The sequence below is a fragment of the Kitasatospora sp. NPDC059817 genome, assembly GCF_042731835.1.
In the GTDB taxonomy this organism is placed as follows: domain Bacteria; phylum Actinomycetota; class Actinomycetes; order Streptomycetales; family Streptomycetaceae; genus Kitasatospora.
The window spans coordinates 17,113-32,570 of sequence record NZ_JBHWIR010000033.1 but is presented as its reverse complement, the minus strand read 5'-3'; the positions used below and the strand labels follow the sequence as shown (position 1 = coordinate 32,570).

At 71.9% G+C, this 15,458-nt stretch carries 15 protein-coding genes; 10 read left to right on the top strand and 5 right to left on the bottom strand.

What is annotated here, in order from left to right; genetic code table 11:
- The first annotated feature begins 230 nt into the window (after nucleotides 1-230).
- Nucleotides 231-1,523 (top strand): glycosyltransferase family 39 protein, encoded by a 1,293-nt coding sequence (locus tag ACFV61_RS10165; protein ID WP_380491027.1) that lies wholly within the window; start codon nucleotides 231-233, stop codon nucleotides 1,521-1,523.
- A 63-nt stretch (nucleotides 1,524-1,586) separates the two neighbouring features.
- On the top strand, nucleotides 1,587-2,078 hold the full coding sequence (locus tag ACFV61_RS10160) for a MarR family winged helix-turn-helix transcriptional regulator (RefSeq protein ID WP_063348868.1): 492 nt from the start codon (nucleotides 1,587-1,589) through the stop codon (nucleotides 2,076-2,078).
- Nucleotides 2,079-2,110: 32 nt separating this feature from the next.
- Here the strand turns inward: ACFV61_RS10160 and ACFV61_RS10155 are convergent, their stop codons facing one another.
- Nucleotides 2,111-2,740, bottom strand: coding sequence for a hypothetical protein (locus ACFV61_RS10155; RefSeq protein ID WP_371518320.1), 630 nt, complete (start codon nucleotides 2,738-2,740; stop codon nucleotides 2,111-2,113).
- A 292-nt stretch (nucleotides 2,741-3,032) separates the two neighbouring features.
- Here ACFV61_RS10155 and hemL point away from each other — a divergent pair, with 292 nt between their 5' ends.
- The 7 genes from hemL to ACFV61_RS10120 all read left to right on the top strand — a co-directional run bounded on the left by hemL (nucleotide 3,033) and on the right by ACFV61_RS10120 (nucleotide 10,031).
- Nucleotides 3,033-4,361 carry a glutamate-1-semialdehyde 2,1-aminomutase gene (gene hemL, locus ACFV61_RS10150; RefSeq protein ID WP_380375476.1) on the top strand — a complete coding sequence of 443 codons (1,329 nt, stop codon included), beginning with the start codon at nucleotides 3,033-3,035 and terminating at the stop codon, nucleotides 4,359-4,361.
- A 72-nt stretch (nucleotides 4,362-4,433) separates the two neighbouring features.
- The gene (locus ACFV61_RS10145) at nucleotides 4,434-5,081 is read left to right on the top strand and encodes a histidine phosphatase family protein (RefSeq protein ID WP_079136296.1); all 648 of its coding nucleotides are present in this window, start codon (nucleotides 4,434-4,436) and stop codon (nucleotides 5,079-5,081) included.
- A 162-nt stretch (nucleotides 5,082-5,243) separates the two neighbouring features.
- Entirely contained in the window at nucleotides 5,244-5,849 is a 606-nt protein-coding gene (locus ACFV61_RS10140) for a TlpA disulfide reductase family protein (protein ID WP_363374910.1), read from the top strand.
- Nucleotides 5,846-6,619, top strand: a complete 774-nt coding sequence (locus ACFV61_RS10135) for a cytochrome c biogenesis CcdA family protein (protein ID WP_380338125.1) — start codon at nucleotides 5,846-5,848, stop codon at nucleotides 6,617-6,619. The genes ACFV61_RS10140 and ACFV61_RS10135 overlap by 4 nt, the downstream gene beginning before the upstream one ends.
- A gap of 2 nt (nucleotides 6,620-6,621) precedes the next feature.
- Nucleotides 6,622-8,376, top strand: a complete 1,755-nt coding sequence (locus tag ACFV61_RS10130) for a cytochrome c biogenesis protein ResB (RefSeq protein ID WP_380491025.1) — start codon at nucleotides 6,622-6,624, stop codon at nucleotides 8,374-8,376.
- 3 nt (nucleotides 8,377-8,379) lie between these two features.
- Entirely contained in the window at nucleotides 8,380-9,504 is a 1,125-nt protein-coding gene (gene ccsB, locus ACFV61_RS10125) for a c-type cytochrome biogenesis protein CcsB (RefSeq protein WP_063348874.1), read from the top strand.
- Between the two features lie 140 nt (nucleotides 9,505-9,644).
- Entirely contained in the window at nucleotides 9,645-10,031 is a 387-nt protein-coding gene (locus tag ACFV61_RS10120; RefSeq protein ID WP_380338130.1) for a hypothetical protein, read from the top strand.
- A gap of 88 nt (nucleotides 10,032-10,119) precedes the next feature.
- Here the strand turns inward: ACFV61_RS10120 and ACFV61_RS10115 are convergent, their stop codons facing one another.
- Nucleotides 10,120-11,238 (bottom strand): ScbA/BarX family gamma-butyrolactone biosynthesis protein, encoded by a 1,119-nt coding sequence (locus tag ACFV61_RS10115; RefSeq protein WP_380491023.1) that lies wholly within the window; start codon nucleotides 11,236-11,238, stop codon nucleotides 10,120-10,122.
- Between the two features lie 350 nt (nucleotides 11,239-11,588).
- On the opposite strand from ACFV61_RS10115, the gene ACFV61_RS10110 reads away from it, so the two are divergent.
- The gene (locus ACFV61_RS10110; protein ID WP_363374920.1) at nucleotides 11,589-12,215 is read left to right on the top strand and encodes a ScbR family autoregulator-binding transcription factor; all 627 of its coding nucleotides are present in this window, start codon (nucleotides 11,589-11,591) and stop codon (nucleotides 12,213-12,215) included.
- Between the two features lie 67 nt (nucleotides 12,216-12,282).
- Here ACFV61_RS10110 and ACFV61_RS10105 read toward each other — a convergent pair whose 3' ends face one another.
- From ACFV61_RS10105 to ACFV61_RS10095, 3 genes are all read right to left on the bottom strand, one after another.
- The gene (locus ACFV61_RS10105) at nucleotides 12,283-12,900 is read right to left on the bottom strand and encodes a ScbR family autoregulator-binding transcription factor (protein ID WP_063348878.1); all 618 of its coding nucleotides are present in this window, start codon (nucleotides 12,898-12,900) and stop codon (nucleotides 12,283-12,285) included.
- Nucleotides 12,901-13,126: 226 nt separating this feature from the next.
- Nucleotides 13,127-13,336 carry an acyl-CoA carboxylase subunit epsilon gene (locus tag ACFV61_RS10100; protein WP_063348879.1) on the bottom strand — a complete coding sequence of 70 codons (210 nt, stop codon included), beginning with the start codon at nucleotides 13,334-13,336 and terminating at the stop codon, nucleotides 13,127-13,129.
- A gap of 83 nt (nucleotides 13,337-13,419) precedes the next feature.
- Entirely contained in the window at nucleotides 13,420-15,021 is a 1,602-nt protein-coding gene (locus ACFV61_RS10095) for an acyl-CoA carboxylase subunit beta (RefSeq protein WP_063348880.1), read from the bottom strand.
- Nucleotides 15,022-15,458 lie beyond the last annotated feature (437 nt).

Here is a 15,458-nt window from a genome sequence, read left to right as displayed (position 1 = left end):
CCGCCGCCCCGATTCCGCCGCCGCACACACCCACTCCTCACGCAACGCCACCCTGCCCCCCCGCGCGCCGCGGGCGCCCCCCCCCCCGGGGCGGGGGGCCCCCCCCCGCCACGGGGTTTTCGGGGCGGGCGGGCGTTCGCGGGGCAGGTGGGGGTGTGCCGTAGGCTCACCTGAAATCGCTGCGCCGTAGCCGCGCGGACCACCAGCGTGGCGGGGAGTACCCAGAGCAGATGAGCACGGCATCGAGCACCGAGTCGTCCAGCACCGAGCCCGGCGCGCCCGCGGCGCCGGAGACGGAGCGGCCCGCGGAGCGCTCCGAGGAGCGGGCGGCCCGGTGGCCCGGGCGGTTCGGCGCCCTGGTGGACCGCTTCGCGCCCGCGCTCGGGGCGTACGCGGTGGTCAAGGCCATCGGCCTCACGGTCTTCATGCTGCTGCTGTCGCACACCGGGGACTACCTCAAGAAGAACCCGGGCCGCGGCGGCGGCGCCCAGCCGTGGGACGTGCTGGGCACCTGGGACGGCGTCTGGTACCAGCGGATCGCCGAGAACGGCTACGACCCGCAGCTGCTCCCGATGCACGGCTGGCCGCTGGCCTCCTACTACGAGAACTCGGCCGCCTTCTTCCCGCTCTACCCGTGGCTGATGCGGCTGGTCGGCGCGGTCACCGGGCTCGGCCCGTACGGCTCCGGGATCGCCGTCTCGGTGATCGCCTCGCTCGTCGCGGCGGCGGGGATCTTCGCGATCGCGGAGCGGCTCGGCGGCTTCCGGGCGGGCGTGATCGCCGCGGTGATCTGGGGCCTGTTCCCGGGTTCGGGGGTGGAGTGGGCGGTCTACTCGGACTCGCTGTTCGTCGCGCTGTCCGCCTGGGCCTGCTACTGCGTGATGACCCGCCACTGGCTGACGGCCGGTGTGCTGGCGCTGGTGGCGGGCCTCAACCGGCCGACCGCCGCCGCGCTGATCGCCGCGGTGTCGATCGCCGCGCTGGTGGCGCTGATCCGGCGCACCGACGGGGTGGCCCGGCCGCTGACCGCGATGCTGATCACCCCGTGGGGCCTGATCGGGTACGTCGTCTGGGTCGGCTACCGGATGGGCGACTGGGGCGGCTACTTCAAGCTCCAGCGGGGCGCCTGGAACCGCTACTTCGACGGCGGCGCCTCCACGGTCCGCACGATCATGGACGTGATCACCGGGCACTGGAACTTCTGGCAGTCCAACCCCGTCCCGGACCTGATCGCGATCGCCCTGCTGATGGCCCTGCCCGGACTGCTGGTGCTGCTGTGGCGCACCCGGCCGCCGCTGGTGCTGGTGGTCTACACGGTGCTCACCATCGCCACCGCGCTGAGCAGCAACCAGATCTTCGGCAACATCTCGCGCTACCTGCTGCCGGCCTTCCCGCTGTTCATCGGCCTGGCGGTGGCGCTGCGCCGGGTGCGGACGTCCTCGCTGGTCGGCCTGCTCGCGATGCCCGTGGTGGCGGCGGGCTGGTACGCGGGGTATGCGCTGTTCGAGTTGGGCATCCCGTAGACCCGGGGTTGGTTGCCAACGGGATCATCCGGCAGCGGACGGGCCGTTGCTAATCTCGGACGTATGACGACGACCCCGCCCGTGCGCCAGATCCGTGACATCTCCGGCCTGCTGGACCACGCGAGCCACGTGCTGGCGACCCGGATGGCGGCCGCCTTCACCGAGCTCGGGATCACCCCCCGCGCGTACTCCGTGCTGTTCCACGCGCAGGAGACCGAGCGCACCCAGATCCAGCTGGCCGAGCTGTCGGACCTGGACAAGACCACCATGGTGGTCACCGTGGACGAGCTGGAGAAGGCGGGCCTGGCCGAGCGCCGCCCGTCCGCGACCGACCGCCGGGCCAGGATCATCTCCGTCACCGAGGCGGGCGAACGCGCCGTCGAGCGGGGCACCGCGATCGCCGACCGGGTGCACCGGGAAGTGCTGGAGTCACTGCCCGGCCCGGAGCGGGACGTGTTCGTGTCGGCGCTGACGCGCCTGGTGGACGGGCCCCTGGCGGAGCCGGTGGAGAGCGAACGGGCGGTACGGCGGGCGCGCCGCGCCCGGACGAACTGAGGCGGAGTCACATCCCTTCGCCCCGGGAAGTCCTACGGCCAGACCAGGCAGTACAGCTGGTGCCCGGCCTCGTGCAGGCGGTTGGCGAAGTCCTGCCACTCGTGCAGCATGCTGTAGATCACGAAGGCGTCGCGCGGTCCGCGCCGGTCGGGGACGGTGGACCAGATGAAGGCGGCGGCGCCGAGTTCGGTCTCGTCGGCCTTGCGGAGCGGTTCGACGACGTTCTGCGGGAGTTGGACGACGGCGTAGTCGGGGTGCAGCACGACGAGTTCCAGCGGCGGGACCTGGTGCAGCGGGACGCCCTGGATGCCGGTGAGGACCATGGCGCTCATGGTCTCCGGCTTGATCTTGGTGGAGAGGTGGCCGTTGGGGGAGCCGCTGGTCTCCATCAGGTCGCCGAGCCGCCCGAGCGAACCGAGTTCGCCGGCGTCCAGGCCGAGCCCGCCGGGTCCGAGGGCGGTGGGGACTCTGGCAGCGGTGGCGCGATCCGGTGCGCCGAAGTACTTGTACGTCACCCCCACGCGTCCCTCACCCCGCCTCTCGCCGCCGCGGCGGCCACGACCCGTGCCCGCTCCCTTACCCCCGCGTGCGGTTTCGGCGGGCCTGCGGGAGCCCCCCGCAGCCTCGTCGTAGCCGTCCTGCGCCTCGGACACTCGGACCATCCTCACCGGAATTCGCCGGAATCGACAGACCCCCGCACGTCCGGCGTCCCTCCGGACGTGCTCCTTACCCGTCATGCGCCGCCGTACCCACTCGCGGTACGCGGCAGTCCTCTCCACACCCCTGCACACAACCGGAACACTTGCGCACTCTGAGTGCACAGTCTGACTGGTCCGTGCTCCGGAGCAGTCAGCGGCCCCGTCTGTACGGACAACCGTACAGACAACGGTGCCCGGATCATCGTTCCAGATGATCGGGTCCGACATGCAGAGCTCAAGGACACGATTTGAGACCATGTCTCCCGTGAGCTACCCCTACGAAGCCCCCCAGTCCCAGTCGCTGTTCGACCGCGCCTCCGTCGTGACGCCCGGCGGCGTCAACTCCCCGGTGCGCGCCTTCCGCGCGGTCGGCGGCACGCCGCGCTTCATGGTGTCCGGCACCGGCCCCTACCTCACCGACGCCGACGGCCGCGAGTACGTCGACCTGGTGTGCTCGTGGGGCCCGATGATCCTCGGCCACGCGTACCCCGCGGTGATCGACGCCGTCCAGCAGGCGGTCATCCGCGGCACCTCCTTCGGCACGCCCGGCCAGGGCGAGGTCGAGCTGGCCGAGGAGATCGTCGGACGGGTCGCCCCGGTCGAGCAGGTCCGCCTGGTCTCCTCTGGCACCGAGGCCACCATGTCCGCGATCCGGCTGGCCCGCGGCTTCACCGGGCGCGCGAAGGTGGTGAAGTTCGCCGGCTGCTACCACGGCCACGTGGACGCCCTGCTGGCCGCCGCCGGTTCGGGCGTGGCCACCTTCGGCCTGCCGGACACCCCGGGCGTCACCGGCGCCCAGGCCGGCGACACCATCGTGCTGCCCTACAACGACCTGGCCGCCGTCGAGCAGGCCTTCGCCGCCCACCCGGGCGAGATCGCCTGCGTGATCACCGAGGCCTCGCCCGGCAACATGGGCGTCGTCCCGCCGCTGCCCGGCTTCAACGCGGGCCTGGCCCGGCTCTGCCGGACGAACGGCGCGCTGTTCGTCTCGGACGAGGTGATGACCGGCTTCCGCGTCTCCAAGGCCGGCTGGTACGGCCTGGAGGCGGCGAACGAGGGCTGGGCGCCGGACCTGCTGACCTTCGGCAAGGTCATGGGCGGCGGCTTCCCGGCCGCGGCCTTCGGCGGGCGCGCCGACGTGATGGCCCACCTGGCCCCGGCCGGCCCGGTCTACCAGGCGGGCACCCTGTCCGGTAACCCGATTGCCACCGCGGCCGGCCTGGCCCAACTGCGCGGCTGCACCGACGAGGTGTACGCGACGGTGGACAAGGTCGCCGCCGAGATCTCCGGCCTGGTGTCGCAGGCGCTCACCAAGGAGGGCGTGACGCACCGGCTGCAGACCGCCGGGAACATGTTCTCGGTGTTCTTCACCGAGGCCGCCGTCACCAACTACGACGAGGCCAAGACCCAGGAGGCGTACCGTTTCACCGCCTTCTTCCACGCGATGCTCGCCGAGGGCGTCTACCTGCCGCCGTCCGCCTTCGAGTCCTGGTTCGTCTCGGCGGCCCACGACGAGCGGGCGATCGAGCGGATCGCCGCAGCCCTTCCGGCCGCCGCCCGCGCGGCCGCCGCGGCCACGGTCTAGGCCCCGAACCATCCCTGCGAGCCCCAGGAGTACTGAGAAGTGAGCGCCAAAGAGATCACCGTCGTCCATCTGATGCGGCACGGTGAGGTGCACAACCCGGAGGGCATCCTGTACGGGCGCCTGCCGGGCTACCGGCTGTCCGAGCTGGGCCGGGAGATGGCCGAGCGGGTCGCCGAGGACCTGGCCGGCCGGGACATCACCCACGTGGTGGCGTCCCCGCTGGAGCGGGCCCAGGAGACCGCCGGGCCGATCGCCAAGGCGCACGGCCTGGACGTCGCGGCGGACGAGCGGCTGATCGAGGCGGACAACATCTTCGAGGGCAAGACCTTCGGCGTCGGCGACGGCTCGCTGCGGAACCCGGGCTACTGGAAGTACCTCACCAACCCGTTCAAGCCCTCCTGGGGCGAGCCCTACCTCGACCAGGTGGTGCGGATGATGGGCGCGCTCGGCGCCGCCCGGGACGCCGCGCGCGGGCACGAGGCGGTCTGCGTCAGCCACCAGCTGCCGATCTGGATCGTCCGCTCCTTCGTCGAGCGCCGCCGGCTCTGGCACGACCCGCGCCGCCGGCAGTGCTCGCTGGCCTCGCTGACCAGCTTCACCTTCGAGGGCGACAAGATCGTCTCGGTCGGCTACCGCGAGCCGGCCCGCGACCTGCTGCCCGCGCACCTGATCGGCAAGGGCGGCAAGGACAAGCCGGTGGGCAAGAGCTTCGGCGCGTGAGCCCGCGGGGCCGTTGGTAAACCCCGCGTAAATATGGGATCGGGCCGCCCGGCGAGAGCCTGGCGGCCCGACTCCGTCACAGGTCAGAGGGGGTGCGACGCGCTAGGGAGGACCCCGGCGAACCTGCCCGGAACTCCATGCGAAACTTTTCACATGTCTGCCATGGCGCGCCCCCGTCCCCGTGTCGCCGCAGCCGCCGCCACTGTCGCCGCCGCTGCGCTCGTCCTCACCGGCTGTTCCTCCTCGGGCTCGTCGGGCAGCGGCGAAGGCCAGGTCGGCTTCGTCACCGTCAAGGGGACCAACCTGTCGAAGGTGGACACCGGCAAGCGTGGGAGCGCCCCCGACATCTCCGGGGAGACCCTGGACGGCGGCCAGACCAAGCTCTCGGACTACCACGGCAAGGTCGTGGTGCTGAACGTCTGGGGCTCCTGGTGCGGGCCGTGCCGGGCCGAGGCGAAGAGCCTCCAGGCCGTCTCGGAGAAGTACAAGGACCAGGGCGTCCAGTTCCTCGGCGTCAACACCCGGGACAGCGACAAGACCAACGCCGTCCGCTTCGAGCAGGAGCAGGGCGTCACCTACCCGAGCATCTTCGACCCGGCCGGCACCCAGCTGCTCAAGTTCCCCAAGGGCAGCCTCAGCCTGCAGTCGCTCCCGACCACCCTGATCGTCGACCGCGACGGCAAGCTGGCCGCCCGCGCCGTCGGCGGCACGACCCAGGACGCGCTGGAGTCGATCCTCCAGCCGGTGGTCGCGGAGCAGAAGCAGTGAGCCTGCCGCTACAACTCGCCGACAACACCGGGACCCTCCAGAGCGGGGCACTGCTGGTGGCCGCGCCGATCGCGCTGGCCGCCGGGCTGGTCTCGTTCTTCTCGCCCTGCGTGCTGCCGCTCGTCCCCGGCTACCTGTCGTACGTGACCGGCTTCTCCGCCGCCGACCTCGCGGACGCCCGCGGTGCCCGGCGCGGCCGGATGCTGCTCGGGGCGACGCTGTTCATCCTCGGCTTCACCGCGGTGTTCGTCTCGGGCGGGGCGCTGTTCGGCCAGTTCGGCGACACCCTCCAGGCGCACAAGCGGGTCATCTCGATCGTGCTCGGCGCGCTGACCATCGTCATGGGCCTCGCCTTCATGGGCCTCGTCCCCGGCCTGAGCATGCGCGAGGTGCGCTCCCACCGCCGCCCGGCGGTCGGCCTGTGGGGCGCCCCGCTGCTCGGCATGGTGTTCGGCGTCGGCTGGACGCCCTGCATCGGCCCGACCCTGGCGACCGTCCAGAACCTGGCCCTGAACCAGGCCGACGCGGAGCGCGGCGCCCTGCTGATGACCTTCTACTGCCTCGGCCTGGGCGTACCGTTCATCGTGGCCGCGCTCGCCTTCCGCCGGGCACTGGGTGCCTTCGGCTGGGTCAAGCGGCACTACCCGCTCGTCATGCGGATCGGCGGCGGCATGCTCGTCGCGGTCGGTCTGCTGCTCGTCACCGGGATCTGGGACTCCATGATGAGTGAACTGCAGTCCTGGACCGCCGACTTCTCGATCGGAATCTGACCGTGAGCAAGACCACGACCGAGGCCGAGCTGCCCCTGGCGCCGGACGACGCGGCCGCCGAGCGGCTCAGCACCGCGCCGGTCGAGTCCGAGGGCCCGACCGGCATAGGGGTCCTGGGCTGGGCGCGCTGGATGTGGCGCCAGCTGACCTCGATGCGGGTCGCGCTGATCCTGCTCTTCCTGCTGTCGCTGGCCGCCATCCCGGGCTCGCTGATCCCGCAGTACCAGAACGGCCAGGGCCTGCTCAAGGTCGAGGCGTGGAAGACGCACCACACCGCGGTCGCGCCGATCTACGAGAAGCTCCAGCTGTTCGACGTCTACAGCTCGGTCTGGTTCTCCGCGATCTACATCCTGCTGTTCGTCTCGCTGGCCGGCTGCATCGTCCCGCGCACCTGGCAGTTCGTCGGCGTGCTGCGGGCCCAGCCGCCGACCGCGCCGCGCAACCTGACCCGGATGCCGGTCTACGCGGCCTGGCGCACCGAGGCGGACGCCGACGTGGTGAACGCCGCCGCCCACCGGCTGCTGCGCAAGCGCCGGTTCCGCACCAACCTGGCCGGCGGCTCGGTGGCCGCCGAGAAGGGCTACCTGCGCGAGGTCGGCAACCTGCTCTTCCACATGTCGCTGTTCGCGCTGCTCGGCGGCTTCGCCTGGGCCAGCCTGGCGTCCGGCACCGGCGGCAAGCTGATGGTCGAGGGCGAGGGCTACTCCAACACCATCACCCAGCTCGACGACTTCAACGGCACGCGGTTCTACGGCACCGAGGACCTCGACCCCTTCTACCTGAAGCTGAACGGCTTCACCGCCAAGTTCCAGGACAAGGGCGACCAGATCGGCGCCGCCCGGCAGTTCACCGCGAACGTCGAGTACACGGCGGGCGAGGACACCTCGAAGCTCAAGCAGGGCACGATCGAGGTCAACCACCCGCTGGAGATCGGCGGCAGCAAGGTCTTCCTGATCGGCCACGGCTACGCCCCGGTCATCACCGTCAAGAACGGCAAGGGCGACGTCGTCTACCGGGGTGCCGTGCCGTTCCTGCCGCAGGACGGCAACCTGACCTCGACCGGTGTCGTGAAGGTCTCCGACTACGGCGCTGGCCCGGACGGCAACCCGACCCAGATGGGCTTCTCCGGCTTCTTCCTGCCGACCGCGCCGCTGAGCTTCGAGGGCACCGGCCCGGTCTCGCTCTACCCCGGCGACGCCGCCCCCGAGCTGGTGCTGAACGCCTTCGCGGGCGACCTGGGCACCGACTCCGGCCTGCCGCAGAACATCTACCAGCTCAACGACCGGAAGCTGACCCAGCTGACCCAGGACGGCCAGCCCGCCAAGGCCCGGCTCAAGCCCGGCCAGGCCTGGGACCTGCCGGACGGCTACGGCAGCGTCACCTTCGAGGGCTACAAGCAGTGGGCCAGCTTCAACGTCTCGCACCGCCCGGGCAACACGATCGCCCTGACCGGTGCGGTGCTGGCGATCCTCGGCCTGATCGGCTCGCTGTTCGTGCAGCGCCGCCGGATCTGGGTGCGCGCGGTCGCCCTGCCGGGCGGCGGCACCCAGGTGGAGCTGGCCGGTCTGGCCCGCAGTGAGTCGGCGAAGATCGCCGAGGAACTGGCCGAACTCGCGGTGGACCTCCAGGACGACGCCCCGGCGTCGGAGGACGAGGACGACGCCGCACCCGAAGGCCCCACGCCCGAAGGCCCCACAGCCGAAGGCCCCGCGCCCGAGGACCCCGCAGTCCCTGCCGACCAGAACTCCAAGGAGTAGACGGTGCATCTCGCCTCGGGGGTCGACCCACAGCTGGCCGACCTCTCCAACAAGCTGATCTATTCGGCGATGGTGGTCTACACACTCGCCATGTTCGCCCACATGATCGAGTGGACCTTCGGCAGCAAGGGCGCCGTCGCCGTCCGCTCGACGGAGCAGTCGGGCAGCCTGTCCGAGACCGTCGCCGGGACCAAGGGCGCGAAGAAGGTCACCGTCACCGTGGCGGGGGCCGGCGGCGGCACCACCACGCTCACCCGCACCGCCCTGGCGGGCGAGGGCGCGACGGTGGTCACCAGCGGGCGCGGCGCGGACGAGGAGGACGGCCCGGGCGCGGCCGGCAACAGCACCCGGGCCGACCTGGCCGGCCGGATCGCGGTCTCGCTCACCGTGCTGGGTGCCCTGCTGCACGCCGGCGGCATCGTCACCCGCGGCCTCTCGGTCTCCCGCTGGCCGTGGGGCAACATGTACGAGTTCTCCTGCGCCTTCGCCTTCGCCATGACGGCGGCGTACCTGGTGCTGCTGGCCTCGAAGAAGAACGTCCGCTGGCTCGGCCTGCCGGTCGTGCTCGCGGGGCTGCTGACCCTCGGCATCGCCACCACGGTGCTCTACACCGACTCCGAGCAGCTCGTCCCGGCGCTGCACTCGCCGTGGCTGGCGATCCACGTCTCGACCGCGATCTTCTGCGGCGGCGCCTTCTACGCGGCGTTCATCGCCACGCTGCTGTACCTCGGCAAGGACTCCTTCGACAAGCGGATCGCGGCCGGCCTGACCACCGGCCCGCTGGGCACCCCGGCGTCGGTCTGGCGCCGGCTGCCCGCCGCGTCCACCTTCGACAAGCTGTCCTACCGGATCAACGCCCTGGTCTTCCCGCTCTGGACCTTCACCATCATCGCGGGCGCGATCTGGGCCGAGGCGGCCTGGGGCAAGTACTGGGAGTGGGACCCGAAGGAGACCTGGTCGTTCATCACCTGGGTCGCCTACGCCTGCTACCTGCACGCCCGCGCGACGGCCGGCTGGAAGGGCCGCAAGGCGGCCTACCTGGCGCTGGCGGCCTTCGCCTGCTGGCTCTTCAACTACTACGGCGTGAACATCTTCGTCACCGGCAAGCACTCCTACGCGGGGATCTGACCGGGGCACACAGTCACCCACCGGCCCGGCTCTCCGCAGAAGGTAGCCGGGCCGAGGTGCGACAGGGGTAGTTCGTGCCGGCCGCCGGCCGGCACGGGGAGGAACGAGGAGGAAATCGCGCAATGGAGTGCGACGAGGTCATGCTGACCGTCCGAATCACCGCCGCCGAGCGCACGTTGCTCCGCCGGCTCGCCCAGGGACACCGCAGCGACGTGTCCGAGGTGGTGGCCGACGGCCTGCTGGACATCATCCCCACGCTCAGCTCGCCGGGGGACGCCTACCGCCTGCTGGGCGCGCTGACGGCGCCGGCGCCGTGCGCGCTGACGGTCTGGCTGCCGACCCCGCTGGCCGACCTGCTGGTGCCCGGCGCGGCGCGGATCGCGCAGGTCACCGAGGTCCGGATCGAGTCGGCCAGCGCGATGCTGGGCGCGGCGCTGCGGCTCTGGCTGGCCCAGGACCCGGTCCGGCTGGCCACCAACCTCAGCGTGATGCACGCGGGTCGGCCGTCGGCACTGGTCGCCGCCTAGCGGGCGGCCAAGGGGGTACTCAGGGGGTGTTCAAGGGGCGCTCAAGGGGCGCTCAAGGGGTGCTCAGGGGGTGCTCAGGGGCGGCCGTTCAACTGGCCAGCGGCAGCCGGGGGCTGCCGATGCCCTGGCCGGCGGGGCGGTCGTCGAAGGCCTCCCGCCGGGCGGGCACCGTCGGCGGCTCGGCCGGTCTGTCGCCCGGTCTGTCACCCCGTCTGTCCGCCGGCCTGTCCGCCGATCCGTCGGCGGGCCCGTCGATCGGTTCGGTGAGCAGCCGGCAGTCGGCCGCCGTCCGCCCGTCCTGGACCAGCAGCACCCGGACGGGCAGCCGGCGGCCGTCCGGCGTCTGCTCGTGGACCGCCTGGACGAGGCAGGGCCGGTCCAGCTCGATGTAGCGGTCGAAGGACGTCACCAGCTCGACCGGTACCACCGGTTCGGGGTGGCGCAGCCGCTGGGCGGCCTGCCGGGCGGCCTCCAGCACCAGCATCCCGGGCACGTGGTCCAGCTCGTGGTCGAACAGCACCGGGTGCCCGGCGTCGGTGCGCAGCAGCCAGGTGTCGGGCCGCAGGGTGGGGCTGAGCACGACGTCCGTGGGCTGTGCGCGGCCGACCAGCTCGGGCGCGGTGGGCGCGGGCAGCCGGGGCAGGGTGGCGGCCCGCCGCTCGGGGCCGCGCAGCCGGGCGTAGGAGGCGGGGGAGACGACCCGCAACTGGCCGGAGCCGTGGCCGATCGGGTGGCCGTCCCGGGATATGTCGATGTGCACCCGCAGCGAGACCAGCCGGCCGTGCCGCATCCGGACGTCCTCGCAGCCGACCGCGAGCATCAGCGAGGCCGGCCCGGTGGTGACGGCCAGGCCGCGCAGCCCGTCCGGGCCGAGCGCGTAGGAGAGGTCCTCCATGACGAAGTGGTGGCCGCGCGGCACCCCGAAGCCGGCGTGGCCGACCAGCAGCCCGGCCTGCCGGATGGTCTCGGCCATCAGCACCGGGTCGTGGAAGCGGTCCCCGGGCAGGCGGTAGAAGGCGTGCAGCCGGGGCCACTGGGCGCCGAGCAGGAAGTCGTACGGACCGGTGGCCTGCCAGCCGGTGAGGAACACCTCGGACACCGAGGTGCGGTGCACCAGGTGGCGGGAGACGGTCCGCTCGTGGAAGTCGTAGCCGGGACCGGGGTGGGCGTACGGACCGTGGGCGTCCGGCTCTACGATCAATGGCATGACGGGCCCTACTCCAGGGTGACGGTCGAGCGGCCGGTACGGTCGCCTGAGATAAAACATACAGACCACCCGGTTTCTCTTCTGCGTCTGGGGTGGCCCCTGCCGCGCAGCCCGACGCGACCACGCTACCCCTACCCTGGACTGGGGTAATGGCCGCCCGGGGGGTGGCAGGCCCGGGGCGGGGGTGCTCCCCACTGGACGGCGGGGTCCGCGAAGGAGCTAGATTAGATACCAACCATGCGGTTTCGGTCGGCGCCGTCCGCATGCGAGGCGTCGCCCCCAACGGCGGCGCGCTGACAGCAGCGGGGCGGGCGGGGGGAAACGCGTCCGGCCGAGTCCGGAGGGGCCCAGTGGTCAAGCAGGAACGCGCGGGGCGGACCAGGCGTGCCGTGCTGCTCGCCGCGGCGGACACGTTCGCCGGCGTGGGCTTCGAAGCCGCCAGCCTGGTCGACATCAGCCGCCGGGCCGGGGTGAGCAAGGGCGCCCTCTACTTCCACTTCGTCTCCAAGCAGGCCCTCGCCGACGGCGTGCGCGCCGCCGCCGGGCGCGAGATCGGCTCGGCCGCGCTGCGCGCCCTGCGCTCCGGCGGACCGGCCCTCCAGGGCCTGATCGACTTCTCGCATGAACTCGCCCGGCTGCTGCGCGAGGACGTGATGGTCCGGGCCGGCGTCCGGCTCGGCCGCCAGGGCCCGCCCCGGGCCGACACCCCGGACGGCCCGCCCGGCACGGACGCCGCCTGGCGCAGCCTCACCGCCGTCGTCCACCGGCTGCTGGACCGCGCCGCCGAGGCCGGCGAGCTGCGCCCCGGGCTGGACCGCCGGGCCGCCGCCGAACTGCTGACGACGATGGCGGCCGGCCAGGTGCTGCTCGCCGCCGAGGAGGCCGACCGGCCCGGTCCGGAGGCCGTCGGCCGACTCTGGGCGGCCGCGCTGCCAGCCCTGGTGGCGGTGGAGCACTGCGCCGGCTACCGGCTCTGAGCGGCCCTGGGCGGGGAGCCCCGGCAAGCGCCCTGGGAAACGTCCGGGAGACGCCCCGGGAGACGCCCTAGGAGGGCACGCGCTCGGCGACGCTCAGCCGGGCGAGCGCGTGCGGCTGGACCAGGCCGGGCAGCACCAGCGTCCACAGGTCGGACATCCGCTGGATCAGGTCCCGCCGGTCGGTCAGCACCTGGGAGCTCAGCTGGATCCCGGTGACGGCCCCGGTGATCACCCCGGCGGCGGCCGCCAGGTCGATCCCCGGGTGGAGGTCCCCGGCGTCCCGGGCGCGTTCCAGCAGCCCGCGGGCCACGTCGGACCAGCCCTGGTAGGCGGCGATCTGCGGCTGGGTGAAGCTGCCGTGCTCGATCGTCAGCCGGATGCTGCCGCGCACCAGCGGGTCGTCCTGGAGGGCGTGGGCGAAGGCGTACCCGAGGTCGATCAGGGTCTGCACCGGGCTGTCCGAGGACGGCTGCCAGGTGCCCAGCCAGGCGCCCTGCCCCTCGATGACGGCGAGCGCCAGCTCTTCCTTCGAGTGGAAGTGGAAGTACAGCGCGCCCTTGGTGACACCGGCCCGGTCCAGGATCTCGGACATCGTGGCGGCGGCGTAGCCCCGCTCGTCGAACACCTCGGCCGCCGCGAGGAGTACCGTCTGGCGGGTCGCCAGCGCGCGGGCCTGCCTGGCCATCGCAGCCTCCCTGGATAGTTCTGGTCCATCGGCAGCGGCCGATCCTATGGGGGCCGACGGGGCGGCGGGCCGCATACCGTCCAGTAGGTATTCTACCGAGCCGCGCCGGGGCGGAGCGGACACCCGGTGGTCGGGGCGGCCGGGACCGGTGCCCCAGGCCGCCAGGAAGGCCGGAAGGCCGGCCACCCGGGTGGGGTGACCGGCCGTCGCGGGAGGTTCCGGGCCGTCAGGCGGCCTGCTGCCAGCTGACCGGCGAGTAGTAGGCCGGGCGGCGCTCCAGGCGCTGCCAGTTGGCGATCGGCTCGACCTGCGCGGTCGCGGCGGCCTGCTGCGCGACGGCCGCCCGGGCCATCAGCACGGCGGTGAGGGCGGCCAGCTCCTCGTCGGAGAGCGAGCCGCGGACGATACGGACGAGGGGTTCGGCGGAAGCAGTCATGGTCTGGTTTTCTCCCCCGGTGGCTTGTGGTGTGTGGTGGTCGCTCGGAACTGCGTGCTGCGGGCCGCGCGTGGGCGCGGGCGTTACATCGGCGGGTTGCCGTGCTTGCGGCTGGGCAGGTCGGCGTGCTTGGTGCGGAGCATGGCCAGGGCGGAGGCGATCACCTGGCGGGTCTCGGCGGGGTCGATGACGTCGTCGACGAGGCCGCGTTCGGCCGCGTAGTACGGGTGCATCAGTTCGTTCTTGTATTCCTTGATCTTCTGGGCGCGCATGGCGTCGGGGTCTTCGGCGGCGTTGATGTCGCGGCGGAAGATGACGTTGGCGGCGCCTTCGGCGCCCATGACGGCGATCTCGTTGGTGGGCCAGGCGTAGGAGAGGTCGGCGCCGATGGAGCGGGAGTCCATGACGATGTAGGCGCCGCCGTAGGCCTTGCGCAGGATGAGCTGGATGCGGGGCACGGTGGCGTTGCAGTAGGCGTAGAGGAGCTTGGCGCCGTGGCGGATGATGCCGTCGTGCTCCTGGTCGACGCCGGGCAGGAAGCCGGGGACGTCGAGCATGGTGACGAGGGGGATGTTGAAGGCGTCGCACATCTGGACGAAGCGGGCGGCCTTCTCGCTGGCGTTGATGTCGAGGACGCCGGCGAGGGACTGGGGCTGGTTGGCGATGATGCCGGTGACGTGGCCGTCGATGCGGGCCAGGACGCACAGGACGTTGGTGGCCCAGCGTTCGTGGACTTCGAGGTATTCGCCGTGGTCGACGATCTCCTCGATGACCTTGCGCATGTCGTAGGGGCGGTTGCCGTCGGCGGGGACGAGGTCGAGGAGGGTGTCGTTGCGGCGCTCGACGGGGTCGTCGTTGACGGCGGGGGGCGGCATCTCGCGGTTGTTCTGGGGGAGCAGGGAGAGGAGGTAGCGGACTTCCTCGATGCAGGACTGCTCGTCGTCGTAGACGAAGTGGGAGACGCCGGAGACGCCGGCGTGGACGTCGGCGCCGCCGAGGCCGTTCTGGGTGATCTTCTCGCCGGTGACGGCCTGGACCACGTCGGGTCCGGTGATGAACATCTGGGAGGTCTCGCGGACCATGAAGACGAAGTCGGTCAGCGCGGGGGAGTAGGCGGCGCCGCCGGCGCAGGGGCCGAGCATGACGGAGATCTGCGGGATGACGCCGGAGGCCTTGGTGTTGCGCTGGAAGATGCCGCCGTAGCCGGCGAGGGCGGTGACGCCCTCCTGGATGCGGGCGCCGGCGCCGTCGTTGAGCGAGACCAGCGGGGCGCCGGCCGCGATGGCCATGTCCATGATCTTGTGGATCTTCTGCGCGTGGGCCTCGCCCAGCGCGCCGCCGAAGATCCGGAAGTCGTGCGCGTAGGTGAAGACGGTCCGCCCGTGCACGGTGCCCCAGCCGACGATCACACCGTCGGTGTGCGGCTTCTTCGCCTCCAGGCCGAAGCCCTGGGCGCGGTGCCGGCGCAGCGGCTCGACCTCGCGGAAGGAGCCCTCGTCCAGCAGCAGGTCGATGCGCTCGCGGGCGGTCAGCTTGCCCTTCGCGTGCTGGGCCTCGGTGGCCTTCTCGCTGGGGCCGCGCCGCACCTTCTCGCGCAGTTCGTGCAGCTCGGCGACCCGCCCGCGGGCGTCGGCCGCGACCTCGGGGACCTCGCCGTCGACTGGCGCCTCATGCACAACCGTCATCTCGAACCACTCCAAGGGTGAGGGAACTGTCCGACAGCCAACGTCTGCTGTGCCCCCGGCTGCGAATCACTTTCTTCACTTATGACTGTACGAGGGGCCGTGCGTTGGTTTCGGCGTCGATTCCGTACAAGGTCAGGTCCGTTTAGATGTCAGGCCTGCACAGAAGCGGTGGTGTCGAAGCCGGAGCACTGGGTGTCCGTTCGAATACCGGGGGCTGTCGGTCAGGTGATGGCCCGATGATCTGAACATGAAGAAAAGCGCAGGTCAGGGCCCTCGTTCAGTAATGTAGGGCGGCCCTCTTGCGCCTTGCTCAAGCCCCGCTCAAGTCCGGTCGGGCACCGGTACGGATCCGTGCTAGAGGGCGCCGAGTCGTAGGGAAGCGCCAAAAACACCACAGCCCACCCGGTGCCGTCCGGGTGGGCTGTCCGGGGGATCCC

Bases quoted from the DNA above. Each gene is read 5' to 3' on its own strand.
- ACFV61_RS10140 (WP_363374910.1), top strand. From the start codon at position 5,244: ATGGCGCGCCCCCGTCCCCGTGTCGCCGCAGCCGCCGCCACTGTCGCC.
- hemL (WP_380375476.1), top strand. From the start codon at position 3,033: ATGTCTCCCGTGAGCTACCCCTACGAAGCCCCCCAGTCCCAGTCGCTG.
- ACFV61_RS10120 (WP_380338130.1), top strand. From the start codon at position 9,645: ATGCTGACCGTCCGAATCACCGCCGCCGAGCGCACGTTGCTCCGCCGG.
- ACFV61_RS10100 (WP_063348879.1), bottom strand. From the start codon at position 13,336: ATGACTGCTTCCGCCGAACCCCTCGTCCGTATCGTCCGCGGCTCGCTC.
- ACFV61_RS10145 (WP_079136296.1), top strand. From the start codon at position 4,434: ATGCGGCACGGTGAGGTGCACAACCCGGAGGGCATCCTGTACGGGCGC.
- ACFV61_RS10095 (WP_063348880.1), bottom strand. From the start codon at position 15,021: ATGACGGTTGTGCATGAGGCGCCAGTCGACGGCGAGGTCCCCGAGGTC.
- ACFV61_RS10165 (WP_380491027.1), top strand. From the start codon at position 231: ATGAGCACGGCATCGAGCACCGAGTCGTCCAGCACCGAGCCCGGCGCG.
- ACFV61_RS10115 (WP_380491023.1), bottom strand. From the start codon at position 11,238: ATGCCATTGATCGTAGAGCCGGACGCCCACGGTCCGTACGCCCACCCC.
- ACFV61_RS10155 (WP_371518320.1), bottom strand. From the start codon at position 2,740: ATGGTCCGAGTGTCCGAGGCGCAGGACGGCTACGACGAGGCTGCGGGG.
- ACFV61_RS10105 (WP_063348878.1), bottom strand. From the start codon at position 12,900: ATGGCCAGGCAGGCCCGCGCGCTGGCGACCCGCCAGACGGTACTCCTC.
- ACFV61_RS10160 (WP_063348868.1), top strand. From the start codon at position 1,587: ATGACGACGACCCCGCCCGTGCGCCAGATCCGTGACATCTCCGGCCTG.